Source organism: Candidatus Saganbacteria bacterium (genome assembly GCA_026387835.1).
GTDB lineage: Bacteria > Margulisbacteria > WOR-1 > JAKLHX01 > JAKLHX01 > JAPLKZ01.
The window spans coordinates 134,216-155,469 of the sequence record JAPLKZ010000005.1; the positions used below are offsets into that span (position 1 = coordinate 134,216).

Consider the following 21,254-nt stretch of genomic DNA (forward strand, 5'->3'; position numbering starts at 1 on the left):
GAATGAGGAAGACAAAAAATAATATTATTTGCACAGTGTTATTGATATTCTGTTTAACAGGGATATCGATAGCAGCTGACGTGCTTGATATAGGGTCAGGCGCAAGGTCAATAGGACTTGGCAGGACGAACACGTCGGTGAAGGGAGATGCCTACGGGATATTCGGCAACCCGGCAAGCCTGAGGGGAGTGACGACGGGAGAGATAGTGAGCATGTACGGGACTATGAACACGGACGTCAAATACACGCTTCTCGGTTACGTATTGCCTACAAAGTACGGGAAGTTCTTCGCGGGATACGCCAATAACCAGACACCCGATATCACGTCCACGACGCTTGACGCCACAACGGGAAGGCCCGTGGCCGTGACCAACTTTGATTTCAGGAACGACATGCTTCTTTTGGGATACGAGAACAGCTTAAGCAAGACAATATCATACGGATTGAGGCTGAAATACTACAACAAAGGCAGTGCGGCCATTTCGAACATGTCGGGTAGCGGAGTAAATGCGGATGCGGGTGTCCAGATAGACGCAAATGACAAGCTGACAGTCGGTATGATCGCAAAGAACATCATACCCGGACAGTCGATAAAGCTTCTTAACGGCCAAACGGAGGAGCTTCCGGGAGAGTTTGACATAGGACTCGGTTTTTTCCCGCATAAGAGACTGGACATCTATGCGGACCTGAATCTTACAAGGAACATCCCTGCGGAGGCAAAGCTTGGCATTGAATGGAGGATGTTGGACCAACTGGCATTGCGACTTGGTGCCGAGCAGAAGTCAACGGGTGCGAGTTCAAGTTATATCAACGGTTCTGCAGGCGTGGGTTTGACCCTGGGGATATTCGGAATAGATTACGCATATTACTATGACAGTCTTGTCCAGACGAACTCGAGGCATTTCGTATCGATATCGATAAAAACACCGGCAGTGAAAGCGGCTGAGCCTGTGTTCCCGGAAAAGACAGCAACTAAAGCGATATCTAAAGAAGAAGTTAAGATCATAACTCCTAAAGCGCCGGCAATTCCGGTTGAAGAAGAAGCAACAGAGGCCGTAACATCCGTTGAAGAGACAAAAGAGCCGGTAATGACGTATGCGGTAAAACCGGGAGACACGCTTGGCAAGATATCATCACTTTTCCTGGCGGACGGCTCAAAGTATACGGAGATAGCGAAAGATAACGGGATTGAAGACCCGAACCTGATATATGCGGGACAAAGGATCAAGATAACTAGAGTCGTATATGTCGTCAAGGAAGGGGATACGTTAAGCGGGATCGCTTTAAAGTTCATGAACAATGCAGATCTTTATACCAAGATCGCCAAAGATAACAGCATCGAGGATCCCCGGCTGATATTCAGCGGGCAGAAGATAGTGATCAGAAAATAATAACAACCTTAGCGCTTACTCCTATTTGAACCATATATATATATTTGTTATAATTCACTTATATTTCGTTCGTTAGTTATCAGTTATAAGTTATCAGTTATAGGTTAATTGTGGGAGTAGTCCTTCGACTCGCTATGCTCGCTCAGGACTAAACTGAAACCGATTAGTGCAGGATTTAAATTAAGTATTGAGTGAACGAAGTAAATCGAAATGCGGGAGTAGTTCAGTGGTAGAATGTCTCCTTGCCAAGGAGAAGGTCGAGGGTTCGAATCCCTTCTCCCGCTTTTGAACCGACAACTTATAACTGATAACATATAAAAGAAAGAGAGAAAGACTTTGAAGATATTAAAGCAGGATAAGACAGGAAGCAATGTCAAGCTTGAAGTCGAGGCCGATTATGACGAGTTTAAAAAGGCTTACGAAAAGTTGTTCGGTGAAGCTGGCCGCGAGATAAAGATCCCGGGTTTCCGTCCGGGTAAAGCCCCCCGCAATATACTTGAACAGAATATAAATGCCGAATATGTAAAAGACCGGGCGCTTGAACATGTGATAAAGACGAACCTTTCCGATATCATCAAAGAGTCCGGCCTTGAGGTCATCGAGATACAGAACTGGCTGCCGGTATCGCTTGACGGCAAGTGCGTCTTTTCCCTTGATGTGGTCGTCCAGCCTGATGTTGAGCTCGGAAAATACAAAGGCGTCCAGACGGAACGGACATCCGTGAAGGTCGAGGAGAAAGATATTGAAGCGCATATAAACTCGATCATCGAGGAAGGCGCCCAGGTCAAAGAAGTCACCGACAGGCCGGTAAAACACGGCGACATTGCCGAGCTTGATATCGAAGGCAGTACGGACGGTTCGGTGAGGGATGCCCTGAGCCAAAAGGCGCTGCCCATACTGACAGGAGATGACCGTATCGCTCCTGGGTTCGACATAAATATAGAAGGGATGTCGGTCGGGGACGAAAAAGAGTTCTCCATTCCTCTTCCGCAGGACTACTACATAAAGGAGTTCGCCGGGGAAAAAGCATCCTTTAAAGTATCTTTAAAAAAAATAGCGGGCCGGGACCTTCCCGAATTCAATGACGAATATGTAAAAAAGATAAGTTCATTTAATACCGCGGATGAATACCGCAGTGATGTCAGGAAAAGGATGGAGGAAGCGGTAAAAAAGGACTCCGAAGACAAAGCCAAGGATGATCTGCTGAAAAAAGTACTTGAGGATTCCAAGGTGGACGTGCCGGATGCCGCCGTGAGGAGGGAGACGGACACGATGATCGAGGAGATGAACTCAAACCTTCAGAGCAAGGGATTGACCCTGGATTATTATCTTAACGCCAGAAAATTGACAAAAGAAGGATTTACAGAAGAATTAAAGCCCAAGGCGACCGAAAGGGCCAAGGCAAAACTGGTGCTCCGCGCCATCGCCAAAAATGAAGGCATTTCCGTGACGGAAGAAGAATGTGAAAATGAAATAAAGGAGATCTCAAAACAGATGGGCAGGCCGGAAGAGGACAACAGGAACGAGATGATGAAAGAATATATCAGGGATTATCTTTTAAGAACGAAAGCGCTGGACTTTATTTTTGAAAACGCTAAAATAAAAGGATAGAAGGCGGCGGGTCTGAAACCAGCCCGTAAGGGATATAAAGAAGGGAGAGAACAATATGCCGGTATTACCGATGGTAATCGAGCAGACATCAAAAGGCGAAAGGGCTTATGATATCTATTCCAGGCTTTTGAAGGAAAGGATAATCTTCATAGGCGGCGGGATAGATGACGACGTAGCGAACATGATAATCGCGCAGATCTTTTTTCTGCAGTCTGAGGACAAGGAAAAAGAGACTTACATGTATATAAACTCCCCGGGCGGGGTCGTGACGGCGGGACTGGCCATATACGATACGATGCAGTATGTCGACATGCCGATATCCACTGTCTGCCTCGGGCAGGCCGCAAGCATGGGCGCGCTGCTGCTGGCCGCGGGCAACAGGGGCAAAAGGTTCGCCCTTCCGAACTCAAGGATGCTGATACACCAGCCGCTGGGCGGGGCGCAGGGACAGGCGACCGATATCGAGATACAGGCCCAGGAGATACTTAAGATGAAAAGCCTGGTAAACGAGATCCTTGCAAAGCACACGGGGCAGTCCCTTGAAAAGATTTCAAAAGATACGGACAGGGATTTTTACATGTCACCCGTTGAAGCTCTGAAATACGGGTTGATTGATAAAATACTGGAACCAAATAAATTAAAGAAGTTCGGCGAGACCGTAAAAGGCAAAAAATAATGGAAAAGCCCGAAAAGAGCCCGGCGGCTCAGTTCGAGTGGAAGGACGAGCTTCCTCTTATCCCTTTGAGGAACATGGTCGTCTTTCCGCAGATGATAGTGCCTCTTTTCATCGGCAGGAGCAAATCCGTCAAAGCGCTCGAAGACACGCTTGAAAAAGAACGCCTCGTTGTTTTTGCCTCGCAAAAGTCCGAGGACATTGAAGAGCCCGCGCCCAAAGATATATGCACCATCGGGACCCTTGCCGAGGTAGTTCAAATGCTCGCTCTTCCGGACGGCACTACAAAGATACTTGTCGAAGGCGTCACGAGGGTAAAACTCGATTCGTTCACGCAGGACAGCCCGTATTATAAAGTTAAGATATCAAAGATCCCGGAGCCCGTGGAAGTTACCGTGGAAGTCGAGGCGATGCTGAGGGTGGTGATAAAGAAGTTCGAGAACTACGTCAAACTTAACAAAAGGATCCCGTCCGAGACACTGATGTCGATAATCAACGTGGAAAACCCGGGGAGGCTCGCGGACCTTATCGCTTCCTACCTTACATTGAAAGTGGACGAAAAGCAGGCGATACTCGAATCGATCGTCCTTTCAAAAAGGCTGAAAAAACTCACGGAGATACTTGATAAGGAGATCGAAGTCCTGGAAGTCGAGAAAAAACTGCAGGGCAGGGTGCGCAAGCAGATAGACAAGGTCCAAAAAGAATATTATTTAAAAGAAAAGCTCCGTGCCATACAGGAAGAGCTCGGAGTGGAGGACGAAGAATCCGGTCCGGAAGTGGCGGAATACAGGAAAAAACTGGAAGTCGCCAAGCTTCCGGAGGAAGTGAAGGAGAAAGCGTTCAAGGAGCTTGAAAGACTGGCCAAAATGCCTTCGATGGTGGCGGAATCGACAGTGATCAGGACGTATCTCGACTGGATCATAGACCTTCCATGGAAGAAAAAAACAAAAAGCAAGATAGACATCAACGAGGTGGAAAAGATCCTTAACGAGGACCATTACGGGCTTGATAAGGTGAAAGAGAGGATAGCCGAATATTTCGCGGTTCTGCAGAGGACGGGAAAGATGGGCGGCACCATACTTTGCCTGGTCGGCCCCCCGGGAGTAGGCAAGACCTCCATCGGAAAATCGATCGCCAGGGCGATAGGCAGGAAGTTCGTAAGGATCTCGCTCGGCGGCATCAGGGACGAGGCGGAGATCAGGGGGCACAGGCGCACTTATGTCGGTTCCCTTCCCGGCAGGATAATACAATCTATCGCCAAAGGGCGGGTAAACAACCCTGTTTTCCTTCTTGACGAGATAGATAAGCTTGGCACGGATTTTAGGGGCGATCCTTCGGCAGCGCTGCTCGAAGTTCTTGATCCGGAGATGAACAAAGAATTCTCGGACCATTATCTTGAAGTGCCGTTCGACCTTTCGGACGTGTTCTTCATCACTACGGCGAACACGGTCGAGCCCATCCCGCGTCCTTTGAGGGACAGGATGGAGCTTATCGAGATGTCGGGTTATACCGAAGAAGAAAAACTGGGCATAGCAAAAGGGTTCCTGGTGCCGAGGGAGATAGAAAAACACGGTCTGTCAAAGGACATGATCAAATTCGACGATGAAGCGCTGTTTTCGATCATAAGGGAATATACGAGGGAAGCGGGTGTCAGGAACCTCGAGAGGATGATAGAGACTATCTGCAGGAAGATCGCGACAGCCGCCGTCAAGAATAATAAAGACGAGAAGATGAACGTGAAAAAGAAAGACCTTGCCGGATATCTGGGCCCGTTCAGGTACAGGTTCGGGATAGCCGAAGAAAAGGACCAGGTGGGTGTCTCCACGGGACTTGTCTGGACCGAGGTCGGAGGCGACACGACGCCGGTCGAGGTGACCGCGATGCGCGGAAGAGGCAATCTCACTCTTACGGGAATGCTGGGCGATGTGATGCAGGAAAGCGCCAAGGCGGCGATGAGCTTTGTCAGGTCCCGCGCGGAAGCTCTCGGAATAGATGAAGCGTTCTACAGGAAGACGGACATACACGTGCATGTTCCCGAAGGAGCTGTCCCGAAAGACGGTCCTTCCGCGGGAATAACGATAGCTGCCGCGCTTGCTTCAGCCCTGTCCGGAATCCCGGTGAAGAAAGATATAGCGATGACCGGAGAGATAACTCTGCGGGGCAGGGTGCTGCCTATCGGCGGGCTTAAGGAAAAACTTCTCGCGGCAAGGCGCGCGGGCATGAAAAAGGTGATACTTCCGGAAGATAACAGAAAAGACCTGGCGGAAGTCCAGGAACAGATAAAACAGGACCTCAACATGGAATTCATTTTTGTTAAGCACATGGACGAAGTTTTAAGGAGCGCTCTGGTCAATGTCCCCAAAGGGCTCCTTGAAAAAAAACAGGAAAAAGAAGAGCCCGGGCCGAAAGAAAAGACGATCCCTATTGCAGCAAAAACCCCGCGGCAGATAGATACCCAGTTGTCCAACTAAATCCGGGAAAAATATGGAATACAAAAATACGCTCAATCTTCCGAGTACTGATTTTCCGATCAAAGCTAATTTCAAGGAAAAAGAGCCTGAGTTCTTAAAATACTGGGAAAGTTCCGGTTTATATCAAAAAATGCAGGAAGGCAGGTCCGCGAATAAATACATCCTGCACGATGGTCCGCCTTACCCTAACGGTGATATCCATCTCGGACACGCGCTTAACAAGATCCTCAAGGATATAGTCGTCAAGTTCAGGGCAATGGAGGGATACTCTGTCCCGTTCGTGCCGGGCTGGGACTGCCACGGGCTGCCGATAGAGACGCAGTTGATAAAAGAACTTAGCGTCAGGAGATCGTCCCTGTCGGTCCCCGAGTTCAGGCAGAAATGCAGGCAGTACGCCCTTAAATATGTAGATATCCAAAAAGAACAGTTCAAAAGGCTCGGAATAATCGCGAAATGGGACGGACCGTACCTTACGCTGGATAAAGATTACGAAGCCGGAGTGATAGAACTCTTCGGAAAGCTTGCGGATGGCGGTTATGTTTATAAATCCCTGAAGCCGATACACTGGTGCCCTAACTGCGAGACCGCGCTTGCCGAAGCGGAGATAGAGTATGAAGATGATCCTTCGCCTTCGATATTTGTCAGGTTCAAAGTAAAAAATACAAAGTCAAAAAATAAGGTCGTGGAAGAGGTCCTGAGTACAGGCCCTTCGAACTTCATCATCTGGACGACGACGCCGTGGACGCTTCCTTCGAACGTGGCGATAGCGGTACATCCCGGCTATGACTATGACATTGTCAGGCACGGAAATGAGATGTATGTGATCGCTCATGACCTTTTGGACCGGGCGGCGCAGCTTATGAAATGGCCGCAGGAGGATTACAGCATTGTTTCCGGTTTCAAGGGCAGGGATCTTGAAGGCATCGTCTGCAGCCATCCGTTCATCGACAGGGAATCTGTTGTTGTCCTGGACGAGTTCGTCACGCTGGAATCCGGAACAGGCTGCGTGCATATAGCCCCGGGCCACGGCGAGGAAGATTACAAAGTCGGCCTTATATATAAACTTCCGATCATTATGCCCGTCGACGGCAAGGGGCTCTTTACGGACGATGTTCCGAAGTATTCGGGCGTCCATGTCTGGAAAGCAAATCCGCTGATACTTGAAGAGATGAAAGAGAACGGGTCTCTCCTCGCGTCTGACACGGTAAAACACCAGTATCCGCATTGCTGGAGATGCAAAAAACCGATCATATTCAGGGCCACGGAACAGTGGTTCATAAGTGTAGACCATAATAATCTGAGGCAGACGGCACTGGATGAAATATCACACACAAAGTGGTTCCCTTCCTGGGGCGAGAACAGGATAAACGGGATGGTCAAGACAAGGCCCGACTGGTGCATATCGCGCCAGCGGTCATGGGGTATACCGATACCGGCGTTCTACTGTCTGACCTGCGGCAAGCCTAATTTCAAAGGAGCTTTTAACAAGGCAGCGGTTGAAACGGTCAAAAAAGAAGGTACTGATGCCTGGTTCATAAAAGAAGCAAAAGATATCCTGCCGGCCAAAATAAAGTGCGAGTTCTGCGGCGGCAGCGAGTTCAGGAAAGAGACCGACATAATGGATGTATGGCTTGAATCGGGTTCCAGTCATTACAGTGTCCTTAAGTCGGACCCGAAGGTATTCTCATGGCCGGCCGATCTTTATCTTGAAGGAAGCGACCAGCACAGGGGCTGGTTCCAGACATCACTGCTGACTGCGGTAGCGGTGTTTAAAAAAGCTCCTTTCAAGGCGGTACTCACGCACGGCTTTACCGTGGATGAAAAAGGCAAAAAGATGAGCAAATCCCTCGGCAATATCGTGGACCCGCAGACGGTCGTCAGGGAATACGGCGCCGATGTGCTCAGGTTATGGGTGGCATCTACCGATTTCAGGAACGACATGGCGGTCTCTAGAAATATATTGAAGCAGATAAACGAAGGATTTTCCAAGATCAGGAACACCTGCAGGTTCCTTCTCAGCAACATCAATGATTTCGACCCGGAAAAGGACCGCGTGGAACATCAAAAGCTCAAAGAGATCGACAAATATATTTTATTTAAACTTGAAGGGCTTATTCAAAAAATCCATAAGTCCTATGATGAGTTTGAATTCCATACAGTCTACCACTGCCTGTACGGGTTTTGCGTCAACGATCTCAGCGCTTTCTATCTGAACATCATAAAAGACCGGCTTTACTGCGACAGCAAGGGGTCCGTGTCGCGAAGAGCGGCGCAGACCACCGTTCACGAATTGCTTACGGCGATCATCAGGATAATGGCGCCGGTATTAAGTTTTACGGCGGAGGAGCTGTTTCGGAGGATCAGGGACAAAGGGCCAAACAGGGGGGAAGATAAGGAGAGCGTATTTCAACAAAAATTGCCTGAACCCGGTCAGCGTAATTTTAACAAGGATCTGCAAATAAAATGGGACAGGATAATAGCCGTCAGGGGAGAAGTTTATAAAAAAATCGAAGAGCTTAGGATAGCCAAGACAGTGAATCAGACCACGGAATGCGACGCGGATATCAGCCTGAAAGAAAGCGACTATAAGATATTAAGTTCCGTCGCAGCCGATCTGGCTGACATTTTCATGGTATCTTCTGTTATTATTAATACCGGCAGCGGCCTGTCGGTAAATGTCAAAAAGACCGGCAATAAGAAGTGCGAAAGATGCTGGAAATATTTGGACAGCGTCGGCCGGCACGAAGAACATCCGACACTCTGCGCAAGGTGCACTGATGCGGTAAAAACAGGAGGGAAAAGCGATGGATAATCAAAAAATAAAGGACATAAGCCTTGCCGATTTCGGCAGGAAGGAGATCGAGATAGCCGAGCAGGAGATGCCGGGCCTGATGTCAGTCAGAAAAAAATACTCAGTAAGCAAGCCGTTGAAAGACGTGCGCATAATGGGTTCCCTGCACATGACCATCCAGACAGCGGTGCTTATTGAGACTTTGACAGATCTCGGTGCGGAAGTGCGGTGGGCAAGCTGCAACATATTTTCAACCCAGGACCACGCGGCGGCGGCGATCGCGAAGGCCGGAATACCCGTATTCGCGTGGAAAGGCGAGACGCTTGAGGAATTCTGGTGGTGCACGGAGCAGGCATTGTCTTTCCCGGGAGGCAAGGGGCCGCAGCTTATTGTCGATGACGGTGGCGACGCAACTCTGATGATGCACCTCGGATACGCGGCAGAAAAAGAAGCGTCGATTCTTGACAAAAAACCGGGCGGTGAAGACGAAGCGGAGCTGATAAAACTCCTGAAGAAAAGGCTCAAAGAGAAACCAAAAAAATGGACCGATATGGTAAAAGAATGGAAAGGCGTCTCGGAGGAGACAACGACCGGCGTCCACCGCCTTTACCAGATGAAAGAAAAAGGGACCCTGCTGGTCCCCGCGGTCAATGTCAACGATTCCGTGACAAAATCAAAATTCGATAATCTCTACGGTTGCCGCGAGTCTTTAAATGACGGGCTCAAGAGAGCGCTTGACGTGATGGTGGCCGGAAAAGTCGCGGTAGTATGCGGGTACGGCGATGTGGGCAAAGGTTCGTGCCAATCTTTGAGAGGACTGGGCTGCAGGGTGATCGTGACGGAGATAGACCCGATCTGCGCTCTTCAGGCCGCGATGGAAGGATACGAGGTCAAGACCGTCGAAGACACGCTTGGTATGGCGGATATATATGTCACCGCAACCGGCAATAAAGATATCATCACGATCGACCATATGAAAAAGATGAAAAATCAGGCGATAGTATGCAACATCGGGCATTTTGATAATGAGATACAGGTGGCGCAGCTGGAGGCCTATCCCGGCATAAAAAAGGTCAACATTAAACCTCAGGTCGACAAATATGTTTTTCCGGACGGCCTCCTTGCCGAAGGAAGGCTTGTCAATCTCGGATGCGCGACAGGACACCCTTCTTTCGTGATGTCGAACTCGTTCACGAACCAGGTCCTGGCCCAGCTCGACCTGTGGAAGAACAGGGATAAATATAAACCGGGCGTTTACAGGCTTCCCAAATATCTGGACGAAGAGGTCGCGAGGCTTCATCTCGACAAGATCGGCGTGAAGCTTACAAAGATGACAAAAGAACAGTCGGAATATGTCTCGGTGCCAGTAGATGGGCCGTATAAAGCGGAGCACTACAGATATTAGAGCTGAGAAAAAATGGAACACGATAAATTAGAGAAAAACATAGATAAGCTTGCAAGGCATTTTGAAAAAGCGAACTTCACGGAATATGTAGAACTTTTACAAAAACCCTGGAAGTTCTTCTGGCTGCAGTTCTGTGCCGGGCTTTTGAGAGGTGTCGGTACTGCGATAGGGTTTACTATCATATTTGCGATCGTTATATATATACTTATAGCGGTGCTGAGGAATTTTATGGGTGTGCCGATAATCGGGTCGTATATCGCGCAGCTCGTGGAATTCGTAAACCAATCGTTGAGGAACGGAATAAGCAGATAATACTATAGACGCGGGGTGAATTCGATCTTCTATATTGCAACGGCCGTTATCTTTATCGTCGACCAATCGATCAAACACATCATCTCCGTTTATATGTGGACAGGGATGTCCGTAAAAATAATCCCCGGGTCCTTGTCACTCACTTATATCAGGAACACCGGAGCCGCTTTCGGGATATTCTCGGGCAAGACCCCGCTCTTGTCGGTTGTAAGCATAATTTTCATAATGCTGCTGCTGATCTACTACTTTAAAAAAGGCCGTCAAGAAGGAAACTACAGCCGTTCTCTGTTATTCAAGTTATCTCTGGCATCGATGCTTGGTGGAGCATTGGGCAACCTGGCAGACAGGATCTTCAGGGGATATGTGATAGATTATGTCGATGTCAGGTATTTCTCGGTGTTCAACTTTTCGGATATAATGATAAATGTCGGAGTGGGGTTATTGTTGTTGGGATTTGTGATGAAAAGGAGTAAGAAGACAGAGAACTCACCCCCAGCCCCTCTCTTATAAAGAGAGGGGTGCCGAATCCCGAGCGAATGAAATGAGCCGAGGGAGAGGCGGGGTGAGTTGGAGATAATATGCACCCGATAATATTACAATTAGGTCCGTTATCCGTATATTCCTGGGGCCTCATGGTCGCAACGGCTTTTGCCGTGGGGATCGGGCTCGCGATATTGAACGGCAAAAGAGAAGGCATAACCGCCGACCACATTATGGACCTCGCGATGTATGTCGTGATATTTTCGGTGATAGGAGCGAGAATATTTTATATCGTCCAATTCTGGGATGATTTTAAGGGCAATATCGCCGCAATGTTTGCTGTCTGGGAAGGCGGGATGGTATTTTACGGAGGGCTGATATTTGCCGCGGCCACAGTATATTTTGTCGCAAGGAAACGCGGTCTTAATGTCCTGCAGATACTTGATGTCATCTCCCCTTCAGTCGCGATCGGATACTCCATCGGCCGTATAGGATGCTTTCTCCGCGGCTGCTGTTTCGGCCTGCAGTGCGATCTGCCGTGGGCCGTGCATTTTCCGGATGCAACAGGTTTTGTCCATCCGACACAAATTTATTCTTCAATAGCCGGGCTATTGATGTTCATCGTCCTTTCGCGCGTTTTCAGCCGGAAAAAATATAACGGCCAGGTATTTATCTGGGGATTGTCATTATATTCGATATACAGGTTCATCATAGAGTTCTTCAGGTTCTGTCCAGACCATTATTTCGGGCTCACCGCTTCGCAGATCATCTCGGTCGCGCTGCTGATCTTCGCGCTCGTACTAAGGCCTTTTCTTTTAAAACGCGAATAACTGAAATCCCGCCAAAGATCTGACGATAAATAAACAGATCACAAACTGGTCTATTATTTAATATATATACGAAAAAACAAGGAAATAATATGTTCACAAAAGAGACAAACAATATCAAGCGGGAAGTAATATGCGGACTGATATCCCGTTCTTTGAGGAAGCTGCCGAAAGCTGTGATCAGCCCCGAACAGATGCAAAGATTGACGGGCAGTTCATCGTTCCTGCTGACAAGGCCCGGCGGAGGCCTTCTGCAGTTTAGGCATGTTGCGATACCGATAGAAAATCAAATAAAAGGGCATCGGGTGTTCCAGTTTGAGGTATTCCGCAGGCAGACGTTGATAGGGGATACCAAGCCGGCAGGATGCCTGAGTATTTTTCCGGATCAAGGCGCAGGACCTTCCCTGACATTCGATGCCGTCATGAGCTCGATGCTCAACACGAAAATGTTATCAGGATACTCAAAAAATGCGGAACGAATAATAACCATCTCAAGACATCTGTTTAATTCCGGGCCCTATGCGGTCATGTTCGTTCCTGATTCAAACGTCTCTTATTATCTTTGGAGCAGCGATCCTGCACTCCGGCTGTCGCAGATAGGAAATATCAGGGAAAGCCAGGCGGACAATAATGGATTCAGGGCATTTATGATGTGGACGATGAATTACGATGCCCTTGGCGTAATGATGATAAAGCCGATGAAGTACCGGAATATGTTCATCCCGATATAACAGAGAAGAACCGCTGCAAAAAATATAAGAAATGCCCTTATGACATCAAAAAAGATCAATACGGATAAAGTTTTCCATCCGAAGTGTTTTTTGAAATAATGGTTCCTGCTCCTTGTCCAGTGTTTCCCCAGTTTCAGCGGTCCCCATTTCTTTATCGAGCTGCCGCCATGGTGGACTATCTGAGCAGTCGGAGTGAAAAATATCTTCCACCCTGCCTTTTTTATCCGTGTACACAGGTCCACCTCATCAAAGAACATGAAACTTTCCTCATCGAACAGGCCGACCTTGTCCAGAACGTCTTTTCTTAACATGATAGCCGCGCCCATCGGCTGGTCAATTTCCATGACCATGTCGTGTTTGAAACCCGCCATGAGATATTTACTTGAGTACGGGTTGCCGGGCCATATCTGTTCGATAAAAATAAGCCTCATTATCATGGCGCCGAGGGTAGGGAAGGAGAGCACGGACCTTTGAAGGGAAAGATCGGGATTTAATAATTTAGGCGCAACAGCGGCAGCGTCCGGATGGCCGTTAAAAAAAGCTATAAGTTTGTCCAAAGCACCCGGCAATACTTCCGTGTCGGGATTTAGCAACAGAATGTATTTACCTTTACTTTGTTTGATGCATTGATTGTTGGCAGTCGAAAAACCGAGATTATTGTTATTTATTATCAAATTGACCCTGGGATACGAAGCCCTTACCATTTCGACCGAACCATCGGAAGAATTATTGTCCGTTACGATGACTTCAAAATCGCAGGCGGGAGGATTAGTATATATTGAATCGAGGCACTTTTTCAAAAACTCTCTGACATTCCAGCCTACTATACAGATGGAGAGGTCCATATATAGAATTATAGACTAAAAAATATGGGATTATTTCCCTGCAGCTTTCAGTATGTCCGGATCGTTCTGCAGCGACACATCCGCAAACCTTAATGCCAGCCCACTTTGTTTAACGGCAGCCAAGACGACCTCTTTATCTTTTTTTAAGGACCCGTCAGCATATTCTAATGCCCACCCGTTTTGTTTGACCGCAGCCAAGACGATCTCTTTATCTTTTTTCAGGGACCCGTCAGCAAATTTTAATGCCCACCCGTTTTGTTTGACCGCAGCCAAGACGACCTCTTTATCTTTCTTTAAAGATCCGTCAGCATATTCCAGTGTGTCCCAATTATTATTAACCGCAGCCAAAACGATCTCCTTATCTTTTTTCATAAACTCGTCAGCATATTTCAATGCCTCCCCATCTTGTTTAACCGCAGCCGAAACGACCTCTTTATCTTTACATAAAGCCTTGTCAGCAAACTCTAGTGAATTTCCCTTTTGTTTAACCGCAGCCAAAACGATGTCTTTATCTTTTTTTAAAGATCCGTCAGCATAATATAGTGCCCAACCATTTTGTCTGACCGCGGCCAAAACAAAATCTTTATTTTTTTTCAATGATCCGTCCGCAAATTTTATTGCCTGCCAGCTTTGTTTGACCGCAGCTAAAAACGACCTCTTTTGTTCAGCCGCAGCCGAAACAATATCCTTGTCTTTTTTCAATGACTCATCAGCAAATAATAATGCTTCCATATCTTGTCTAACGGCAGCCAAGACGACCCCTTTATCTTGTTTTAAAGATTCGGCCGCAAATTCTAATGCCAGCCCATTTTGCTTAACGGCAGCTAAGACAACCTCTCTATCAATTTTTAAAGACTCGTCGGCTTTTTGTAAGATACACCCACTTTGTTTAACGGCAGCCAAGACGACCCTTTTATCTTTTTTAAAAGACTCATCAACAAAAATTAATGCCGAACCCTCTTGTTTAACGGCAGCCAAAACAAACTCCCTATTTTGTTTTAATGACCAATCAGCGCACTTTAATGCCCACCCATTTTGTTTAACGGCGAGCAGAACAAACACCTTATCTTTTTTTAAGGACTCGTCAGCATAATCTAATGCCCACCCGTGTTGTTTGACCGCGGCCAAAACGACCTCTTTATCTTTCCTTAAATACAAGTCAGCAAACTCTAATGCCAGCCCGGCTTGTTTAACTGCAGCCAAAACAATATCCTTGTCTTTTTTCAAAGACTCGTCAGCATATATTAATGCCAGGCCATCTTGTTTAACCGCAGCCAAAACGACCTCTTTGTCTTTCCTCAATGACTTGCTGCAGCATTCTAAAATATGAATATTTTGTTTGCTTGCAGCCAAGACGACCTCTTTATCTGTTTTTAAAGAATCGTCAGCGAACCTTAATACCCACCCATTTTGTTTAACCGCAGCCAAAACGACTTCTTTGTCTTTACACAAAGCATTATCAGCAAACTCTAATGCATCCCCATTTTCTTTAACAGCAGCCAAAACAAACTTTTTATCTTTCTTTAATGATTCGTCAGCATACTTTAATGCCTTTCCATCTTGTTTGACCGCAGCCAAAACGACCTCTTTATCTTTTGTCAAAGACTTGTCCGCAATCATTAACGCCAGCCAGGTTTGCTTAACCGCGGCCAAAACAATCTCTTTATCTTTATTTAAAAATCCGTCTGTTATTAGAAAAGATGTTGAACCATTCTTAATTGCAGCTAATGCGAGCTCTCTTTTTCTTGTAGAAACAAAACCTTCTACTTCTATCTGCAGGCTGATGTTGCTCTGTTGTTCAGGGGTTAATGCAGTGTTTAGTTGAGGTCTCAGCGCGTTTATATTCCCATCCAGATCGCCATCTGATTTATCTAATGTCCGAAGTTTTAAATACAGTTTCTGGATGACATCAAAAGAAGAAGTCTTGCCCTCGTTGAATTGTACCGACGTATCGATCTGTTTATTTGCGGCCTCATCCAGTTCTTCGCGGGTTATGTTCCCGTCAATTATCCCGTCCCTTATCGAATCGATCTTTCTCAACCTTTCATAAATATGCTGGATGTTATCGGCGCCGGTCAAAGTTACTTTTTCCATTTTCAACCCTCCTTCTCTGTGGCATATTTAAAACCCAAATTTCTTTATTAAATAGCAGCCAGATCAAGTTATTATTTCCCCGCAGCTTTCAGTATGTCAGGATCTTTCTGCAGCGATGCATCCGCGTAATTTAATGCCCACTCATGCTGTTTGACCGCGGCCAAAACAACCTCTTTATCTTTCTTTAAAGAGTCATCAGCAAAATATAATGCCCACCCGTTTTGTTTAACAGCGGCCAAAACAATATTTTTATCTTTCTTTAAAGATTCGTCGGCATATACTAATGCAAGCCCGTTTTCTTTGACCGCGGCCAAAACGATCTCCCTGTCTTTTTTGAAGAGTTCGCCGGCATATTGCAATCCATTCCCGTATTGTTTAACCGCGGCTAAAACGCTCGCTCTATCTTTCTTTGAAGCCGTATCCGCAGATGGTTTTGCCGCCCGCTCATCTTTTTTGACCGCAGCCGGAACGGCCTCTTTGTCTTTCTTTGGAGCTTCTTCCTTTTTTCCGGTAAGATCAGAAGCTTCTAATTCTAATTGCAGGCTGAACTTGCGCTGTTGTTCAGGGGTCAAAGGAAAGTTGAGGCGGAACCTTAGATCTTTGATATTGCCGTCCAGTTTGCCATCCTCTTTGTCCATAGTCTGAAGTTTCAAATAGAGTTTTTGAATAACCTCAAAAGACGTAGTTTTGCTTTCATTGAATTGCACGGACGTATCGACTTGTTTCTTTGCAGCCAGGTCCAGTTCCTCCCGGGTTATATTGCCGTCTATTTTCCCGTCCTTTATCGAATCTATCTTCCTCAGCCTCGCATAAACGCTCTCGATATTTACGGTCCCGGTCAATGTTACTTTTTCCATGTTATCCTTCCTTTCTTTTTAAGATAAATATAAATCCTTCATATACTTAGTTCAATGCCTGCCTATTTGTTCGGCTGCAGCAGAAATAACATCTTTATCATTTTTCAAAGACTCGTCCGCAAATTCTAATGCCCGCCCATTTTGCTTAACCACGGCCAAGATAAACGCTTTATCTTTCTTTAAAGATTCATGGGCAAAATTTAACGCCCACACATCCTGTTTGATCGCCGCCAGAACAATTTCCTTGTCTTCTTTTAAAGACCCATCTGCATATGCCAATGACCGCCCGTTATGTTTGACCGCTGCCAGAACAACATCCCTGTCTTTTTTTAAAGAGTTGTCAGCAAAGTCTAATGCCCACACATCTTGTCCGATCACAGCCAGAACAAACTCCTTATCTTTCTTTAAAGACTTGTCCGCAAACTCTAATGCCCGCCAGTCTAGTTTAGCCGCAGCCAGAACAAACGCTTTATCTTTTTTCAAAGACCCGTCCGCAAACTCTAATGCCCGCCCATTTTGCTTAACCACAACCAAGACAAACGCTTTATCTTTTTTCAAAGACCCGTCCGCAAACTCTAATGTCCGCCCATTTTGCTTAACCGCAGCCAAGACAAACGCTTTATCTTTTTTTAAAGATTCGTCTGCAAATTCCAGTGTCTGGACATCTTGATTAGCCGCAGCCAAAACAACCTTTTTATCTTTCTTTAAAGACTCGTCTGCATACATAAATGTCCGCCAATTTTGCTTGACCGCCGCCAAAACAATCTCTTTATCTTTATTTAAAGATCTATCAGTTATCAGGAAAGATGTTGAGCCATTCTTAATTGCCGCTAATGCGAGCTCTCTTTGTTTTGTGGAAACAAAAGCTCCCACTTCTAACTGTAGGCTGACTTTACTTTGTTGTTCAGGAGTTAATGCGGTAACCATGTTAGGTCTCAGCACGTTTATATTGCCATCCAAGTCACCATCCGCTTTATCTAATGCCTGAAGTTTCAAATATAGTTTTTGAATAACATCAAAAGACGAAGTTTTGCCCTCGTTGAATTGCACTGACGTATCGATCTGTTTATCTGTGGCCTCGTCCAGCTCCTCGCGTTCTATATTTCCGTCAATTATTCCGTCCCTTATCGAATCGATCTTTCTCAACCTTTCATAAATATGCTGGATATTATCGGCGCCGGTCAATGTCGCTTTTTCCATATTAGCCTTCCTTTCTTTATAGAGAACTTTGATCATTTAGCCTCTTTTGGCCTCAACTATGTATCGACAGAATATTTGAAAAATTTCACACTTTATTAAGGACCCCCAAAAACACTGAAATTTCAGGAAATACCGATCGATACATACAAGAGGAGATAAACATGTTAAAAACATCTTTGACATATAGACAAATCGGAAATAGGCTGATCGGACAAACAGTCCTGCCGCGTGCGGGATTCACAACCGTCACGGCAGAGTCGGTCAAGCGTCTCCGGGAAGAGCTTATCTCGGAGTTCATAAAAGCCGCGGGAGTTCAGGACCTTACAAAGAACGGTTTCAGGTTTGTCGTGGATTTTCGTCCGCGCATCAGCGATGCAAAAGTGTATCTGTTCGCCGGGAAAGACACCCCCAATATAAATCCCCAGGACTGGATGATATCCAAGCCGGAAAAATGGGAACCCGCGCCGAAAGGGTCTTTTTACTTCCTTTGTGCTGAGGCTGCAGCGGAAAGGTCACCGAGGATGAAATACGGCAACAGCTTGCTTTACCCTTCCGAGGGTAGCGAGGTGTTCGGTGTAATGGACGGCGATCCGAAATCGGATATCCATTTTCTTATGATGACCCGGAAAAACTTTTCATCCATGCTTGATCCGGGTTTTACCACGGCACACTGGAATACGTATTTTTGGGGGGCGGCGGAAATCCTGAACAGTATGAAGGCGGGCGAGATGTACCAGAGGATATCGGCAAATTTCGGTCTTGGTTTCCAGACTGCGGCAAGGGTTCACATGCATGTGCAAGCCTATCCCGGAGAGCCTACTACAGTATTTGTTCCGCCCCTCTTTCCGGAAGATATAGGGCTTGAAGTGAAACCGGGAGGGATCATAGCTGCTCCTGCAACTTTACCTGGAAACATCCGTTTATATGGCAATCTTATGAAACAGGCATTGCTCAAGTTGATAGATGACCGAAGCAAGGTCAAAGGCTCAGACAGCGGAAGTAAGGCAGAAAGATCAAGATTAGACCGGAATATCTTTGAGCTGTTAAGAGAGCTTGAAAAGATATCTGTAAAACCAGACGCTAAATAAGCGTAATCAGGCAGTTAGCAAATATAATTGCAGGACTGATTCAAATCGACCGTTTTACGCCTGTCAAGTACCAGTAATATCCGGCAAGACCCACAAGAAAACCAAGAAGTCTGTTCTTTTTTCGCTTTTCAAGGTCTTTCAGGTACGCGATTATCTTTTCTTTCCCTATCCTTTTTACTATGAACGATAATAGTCCCCTGAAGCCCATAGGCAGCCAGAAACACTGCGTCGAGATCTTCACGTCCAGTTTGGGGTGCTTCCTGTAATAGATCATTGCGTTCCTGCCCATATTGACCGATTTTATCTTTACCCATTCAAGGTCTTTAAGGTCAAAATCCTTCTTGTAATGATATCCGAAAGCTTTCTTGTTGTATTTCTGCTTGACCCCGATCTTTCTTAAGCGGTATCCGAGCTCCACGTCTTCCCAGCAGAGATCGATAAAATCTTCGTCAAAAAGCCCAGCTTTAAGGAGCAGCGTGGTCTTTATAGAACAGTTCCAAGTTGTAAAATATCCGAAAGAAAGATCGCTGTAGCCGCCGGAGTAGCCGTCGTGTTTCTTTCCCAGGTCCTCTAGGCTGGAAGTATTTATCACTCTTCCCTGGACTATAATATCGGGATGTTTGATGTGTAAAGACATATGTTCTTCAATAAGGTTCGGATCAGCGATAACATCGTCGTTCAGAAAAAGAATATATTCTCCGAGGGCGCTTCTTATTCCAAGGTTGTTAGCGGATGCAGGACCTTTTTTGCCGGCGATCTGGCGGATGTACCTGACGGAATGTGCCTTTCCCGTAAAGCTTTCAATGGTGTCTTTTGTCCCGTCAGTCGAGCCGTCATCAACCACTATGATCTCGAACTTATCCTTCGGGTAGGTCTGTCCCGTCAGGGCTTCCAGGGTCTTTTGAAGTATCTTTTCCCTGTTGACCGTGGGGATAACGACCGAGATATCTATTGCCATGGCAAAACAATTATAACACGCGGCTGTTTTACTGCTAAAATATAGTTAAACCATGCCGAAGATCACTGTAATACTGACTTCATACAATAAACCGGGTCTGGTCAGCCAGGCCATCAGGTCCGTTCTGGACCAGACCTGCAGGGACTTCGAGCTCATAGTTTGCGACGACAATTCAAATGAACAGACAAAAGCTGACATAAAACCGTTCTTTGCCGATCCCCGCGTGGTCTACCTGCAGTCGGATGTCAAAGAGGAAGAAAGACGGGAAAAGTGCAGGTACGCGCACATGATAAACAAAGCCCTTGAGATAGCGAAAGGGGAGTACATTTCGTACCTTTGCGACGATGATATCTATTATCCCGAGAGGCTTGAGGTCATGGCAAAAGCACTTGATGAAGATCCAAAAAAGAACATCGTTTACGGGAAACAGAAGGTCGTGAGATTGTCCGGCAGGATCCTGGGTGTCACGACAGGCATCAGGGAGACGGTTGGCGTTACGTTCGAGGCAGGAGGGAATGTTGATCATAACTCGATAATGCACAGGAAATCATGTTCGGACAAGGTCGGCGGCTGGGATGAAGGCAGGCAGTGCTGGGACAACGCGGACGAATATTTTTTCAAAAAACTCAACAAGCACTGGCCTTTCTACCCTATAGAGGAGGTCCTGGACGAGCACCGGTTGCACAAGAACAGCATGCAGTCGATCGTGGCTTATGAAAAGAGACTCAGTTCGAGGTTGTTGAAATGGTTTACAGGACTGTTCAGCCAAATACCCTGATATATTCAGGAATGCTTTTTATCAGAGCGTCTATAATGCCCGCCTTTGCCTTGCGCTGCCTGAACCTTTTATTGAACACATAAAGTCTTGTGATGATCATCGCCTTTACCCTGATCTTTCCGGTGTTCATATTCCTGTCATGCATGCAGTAATCCGTCAGGGTCTCGTTCAGATGGGCGATCTTTAATTTGTCTTTGAACCTTAACCACAGATCCCAGTCCTCTCCGCCGAAACGGATGATCTTATGGTCATCCCACATCCCTGTCTTTTCAAGAGCCTCTTTCCGGTGCATCATTGTGGATGGCATGGGCACGAAATAAAGGTCTTTTTCGGGCGGTTTTTTCGGGTTTGAAAAATCGGTAATACTCCGGAATTTTCCGAACGACATGAATCTCGCATTGCTGTAAACGACATCAACGCAGCTGTTATTGTCAAGAAAATTTGCCAGTGTCTTGACATGGTCCTTGTGAAAAATATCGTCGTGGTCGCAATAGGCGATATATCTTCCCTTTGAGGTCTTTATGCCGAGATTCCTGGCACTTGCCTGTCCGCCGTTTTGCTTTTTCAGATAGACTATCCTGGGGTCTTTATAATCCAGGATAAAATTTTCGGTGTCATCTGTCGACCCGTCATTAATAATGATCAATTCAAAGTCCCTGTCACTTTGAGACAATATCGCATCTATGGAAGGGCGGATATCTTTGCCGCGGTTATATGCGGCCATTATGATCGAAGTTCTCAT

18 protein-coding genes and 1 tRNA gene are annotated in these 21,254 nt (G+C 46.4%); 13 read left to right on the forward strand and 6 right to left on the reverse strand.

Going from position 1 to position 21,254, the window contains the following annotated elements; translation table 11 throughout:
* The first annotated feature begins 2 nt into the window (after nt 1-2).
* The 11 genes from NTZ10_01560 (at nt 3) to NTZ10_01610 (ending at nt 12,692) form a co-directional block, all read left to right on the forward strand.
* Nucleotides 3-1,391: a LysM peptidoglycan-binding domain-containing protein gene (locus tag NTZ10_01560; GenBank protein ID MCX5748921.1), complete on the forward strand. Its 1,389-nt coding sequence runs from the start codon at nt 3-5 to the stop codon at nt 1,389-1,391.
* A gap of 212 nt (nt 1,392-1,603) precedes the next feature.
* A tRNA-Gly gene (locus NTZ10_01565) sits at nt 1,604-1,675 on the forward strand.
* Nucleotides 1,676-1,727: 52 nt separating this feature from the next.
* Nucleotides 1,728-3,002: a trigger factor gene (tig, locus tag NTZ10_01570; GenBank protein ID MCX5748922.1), complete on the forward strand. Its 1,275-nt coding sequence runs from the start codon at nt 1,728-1,730 to the stop codon at nt 3,000-3,002.
* 55 nt (nt 3,003-3,057) lie between these two features.
* Complete coding sequence (clpP, locus tag NTZ10_01575) at nt 3,058-3,678, forward strand: ATP-dependent Clp endopeptidase proteolytic subunit ClpP (protein ID MCX5748923.1); 621 nt, start codon at nt 3,058-3,060, stop codon at nt 3,676-3,678.
* Nucleotides 3,678-6,146 (forward strand): endopeptidase La, encoded by a 2,469-nt coding sequence (gene lon, locus NTZ10_01580; GenBank protein MCX5748924.1) that lies wholly within the window; start codon nt 3,678-3,680, stop codon nt 6,144-6,146. The genes clpP and lon overlap by 1 nt, the downstream gene beginning before the upstream one ends.
* A gap of 13 nt (nt 6,147-6,159) precedes the next feature.
* Nucleotides 6,160-8,958 carry an isoleucine--tRNA ligase gene (gene ileS, locus NTZ10_01585; GenBank protein ID MCX5748925.1) on the forward strand — a complete coding sequence of 933 codons (2,799 nt, stop codon included), beginning with the start codon at nt 6,160-6,162 and terminating at the stop codon, nt 8,956-8,958.
* Nucleotides 8,951-10,342 (forward strand): adenosylhomocysteinase, encoded by a 1,392-nt coding sequence (gene ahcY / locus NTZ10_01590; protein ID MCX5748926.1) that lies wholly within the window; start codon nt 8,951-8,953, stop codon nt 10,340-10,342. Before ileS ends, ahcY begins: the two co-directional genes overlap by 8 nt.
* 12 nt (nt 10,343-10,354) lie before the next feature.
* Nucleotides 10,355-10,654 carry a DUF5665 domain-containing protein gene (locus tag NTZ10_01595; GenBank protein ID MCX5748927.1) on the forward strand — a complete coding sequence of 100 codons (300 nt, stop codon included), beginning with the start codon at nt 10,355-10,357 and terminating at the stop codon, nt 10,652-10,654.
* 15 nt (nt 10,655-10,669) lie between these two features.
* The gene (gene lspA / locus NTZ10_01600; protein MCX5748928.1) at nt 10,670-11,164 is read left to right on the forward strand and encodes a signal peptidase II; all 495 of its coding nucleotides are present in this window, start codon (nt 10,670-10,672) and stop codon (nt 11,162-11,164) included.
* Nucleotides 11,165-11,232: 68 nt separating this feature from the next.
* On the forward strand, nt 11,233-11,964 hold the full coding sequence (gene lgt / locus NTZ10_01605) for a prolipoprotein diacylglyceryl transferase (GenBank protein MCX5748929.1): 732 nt from the start codon (nt 11,233-11,235) through the stop codon (nt 11,962-11,964).
* A gap of 89 nt (nt 11,965-12,053) precedes the next feature.
* Entirely contained in the window at nt 12,054-12,692 is a 639-nt protein-coding gene (locus tag NTZ10_01610) for a hypothetical protein (protein ID MCX5748930.1), read from the forward strand.
* Here NTZ10_01610 and NTZ10_01615 read toward each other — a convergent pair.
* The 4 genes from NTZ10_01615 to NTZ10_01630 all read right to left on the reverse strand — a co-directional run bounded on the left by NTZ10_01615 (nt 12,626) and on the right by NTZ10_01630 (nt 17,688).
* A complete protein-coding gene (locus NTZ10_01615; protein ID MCX5748931.1) occupies nt 12,626-13,537 on the reverse strand; it encodes a glycosyltransferase family 2 protein in 912 nt (303 codons plus the stop codon). The two genes, NTZ10_01610 and NTZ10_01615, sit on opposite strands and share 67 nt — an antisense overlap.
* 30 nt (nt 13,538-13,567) lie before the next feature.
* Nucleotides 13,568-15,631: a DUF4116 domain-containing protein gene (locus tag NTZ10_01620; GenBank protein ID MCX5748932.1), complete on the reverse strand. Its 2,064-nt coding sequence runs from the start codon at nt 15,629-15,631 to the stop codon at nt 13,568-13,570.
* Between the two features lie 71 nt (nt 15,632-15,702).
* Nucleotides 15,703-16,488, reverse strand: coding sequence for a DUF4116 domain-containing protein (locus NTZ10_01625; protein MCX5748933.1), 786 nt, complete (start codon nt 16,486-16,488; stop codon nt 15,703-15,705).
* Nucleotides 16,489-16,539: 51 nt separating this feature from the next.
* Nucleotides 16,540-17,688, reverse strand: coding sequence for a DUF4116 domain-containing protein (locus NTZ10_01630; GenBank protein MCX5748934.1), 1,149 nt, complete (start codon nt 17,686-17,688; stop codon nt 16,540-16,542).
* A 161-nt stretch (nt 17,689-17,849) separates the two neighbouring features.
* Here NTZ10_01630 and NTZ10_01635 point away from each other — a divergent pair, with 161 nt between their 5' ends.
* Nucleotides 17,850-18,776 (forward strand): hypothetical protein, encoded by a 927-nt coding sequence (locus tag NTZ10_01635; GenBank protein ID MCX5748935.1) that lies wholly within the window; start codon nt 17,850-17,852, stop codon nt 18,774-18,776.
* A 40-nt stretch (nt 18,777-18,816) separates the two neighbouring features.
* Here NTZ10_01635 and NTZ10_01640 read toward each other — a convergent pair whose 3' ends face one another.
* A complete protein-coding gene (locus NTZ10_01640; GenBank protein ID MCX5748936.1) occupies nt 18,817-19,734 on the reverse strand; it encodes a glycosyltransferase family 2 protein in 918 nt (305 codons plus the stop codon).
* A 52-nt stretch (nt 19,735-19,786) separates the two neighbouring features.
* Between NTZ10_01640 and NTZ10_01645 the strand changes: the two genes are divergently transcribed.
* Nucleotides 19,787-20,512, forward strand: coding sequence for a glycosyltransferase (locus NTZ10_01645; protein MCX5748937.1), 726 nt, complete (start codon nt 19,787-19,789; stop codon nt 20,510-20,512).
* Here the strand turns inward: NTZ10_01645 and NTZ10_01650 are convergent.
* Nucleotides 20,496-21,254 carry a glycosyltransferase family A protein gene (locus NTZ10_01650; GenBank protein MCX5748938.1) on the reverse strand — a complete coding sequence of 253 codons (759 nt, stop codon included), beginning with the start codon at nt 21,252-21,254 and terminating at the stop codon, nt 20,496-20,498. The genes NTZ10_01645 and NTZ10_01650 overlap by 17 nt on opposite strands.

What these genes read in the sequence shown, in the direction of transcription:
- ahcY (MCX5748926.1), top strand. Translation starts at nt 8,951, where the DNA reads ATGGATAATCAAAAAATAAAGGACATAAGCCTTGCCGATTTCGGCAGG.
- NTZ10_01595 (MCX5748927.1), top strand. Translation starts at nt 10,355, where the DNA reads ATGGAACACGATAAATTAGAGAAAAACATAGATAAGCTTGCAAGGCAT.
- NTZ10_01640 (MCX5748936.1), bottom strand. Translation starts at nt 19,734, where the DNA reads ATGGCAATAGATATCTCGGTCGTTATCCCCACGGTCAACAGGGAAAAG.
- NTZ10_01620 (MCX5748932.1), bottom strand. Translation starts at nt 15,631, where the DNA reads ATGGAAAAAGTAACTTTGACCGGCGCCGATAACATCCAGCATATTTAT.
- lon (MCX5748924.1), top strand. Translation starts at nt 3,678, where the DNA reads ATGGAAAAGCCCGAAAAGAGCCCGGCGGCTCAGTTCGAGTGGAAGGAC.
- NTZ10_01650 (MCX5748938.1), bottom strand. Translation starts at nt 21,254, where the DNA reads ATGAGAACTTCGATCATAATGGCCGCATATAACCGCGGCAAAGATATC.
- NTZ10_01610 (MCX5748930.1), top strand. Translation starts at nt 12,054, where the DNA reads ATGTTCACAAAAGAGACAAACAATATCAAGCGGGAAGTAATATGCGGA.
- NTZ10_01645 (MCX5748937.1), top strand. Translation starts at nt 19,787, where the DNA reads ATGCCGAAGATCACTGTAATACTGACTTCATACAATAAACCGGGTCTG.
- NTZ10_01625 (MCX5748933.1), bottom strand. Translation starts at nt 16,488, where the DNA reads ATGGAAAAAGTAACATTGACCGGGACCGTAAATATCGAGAGCGTTTAT.
- lgt (MCX5748929.1), top strand. Translation starts at nt 11,233, where the DNA reads ATGCACCCGATAATATTACAATTAGGTCCGTTATCCGTATATTCCTGG.
- NTZ10_01630 (MCX5748934.1), bottom strand. Translation starts at nt 17,688, where the DNA reads ATGGAAAAAGCGACATTGACCGGCGCCGATAATATCCAGCATATTTAT.
- ileS (MCX5748925.1), top strand. Translation starts at nt 6,160, where the DNA reads ATGGAATACAAAAATACGCTCAATCTTCCGAGTACTGATTTTCCGATC.
- NTZ10_01635 (MCX5748935.1), top strand. Translation starts at nt 17,850, where the DNA reads ATGTTAAAAACATCTTTGACATATAGACAAATCGGAAATAGGCTGATC.
- NTZ10_01615 (MCX5748931.1), bottom strand. Translation starts at nt 13,537, where the DNA reads ATGGACCTCTCCATCTGTATAGTAGGCTGGAATGTCAGAGAGTTTTTG.
- clpP (MCX5748923.1), top strand. Translation starts at nt 3,058, where the DNA reads ATGCCGGTATTACCGATGGTAATCGAGCAGACATCAAAAGGCGAAAGG.
- NTZ10_01560 (MCX5748921.1), top strand. Translation starts at nt 3, where the DNA reads ATGAGGAAGACAAAAAATAATATTATTTGCACAGTGTTATTGATATTC.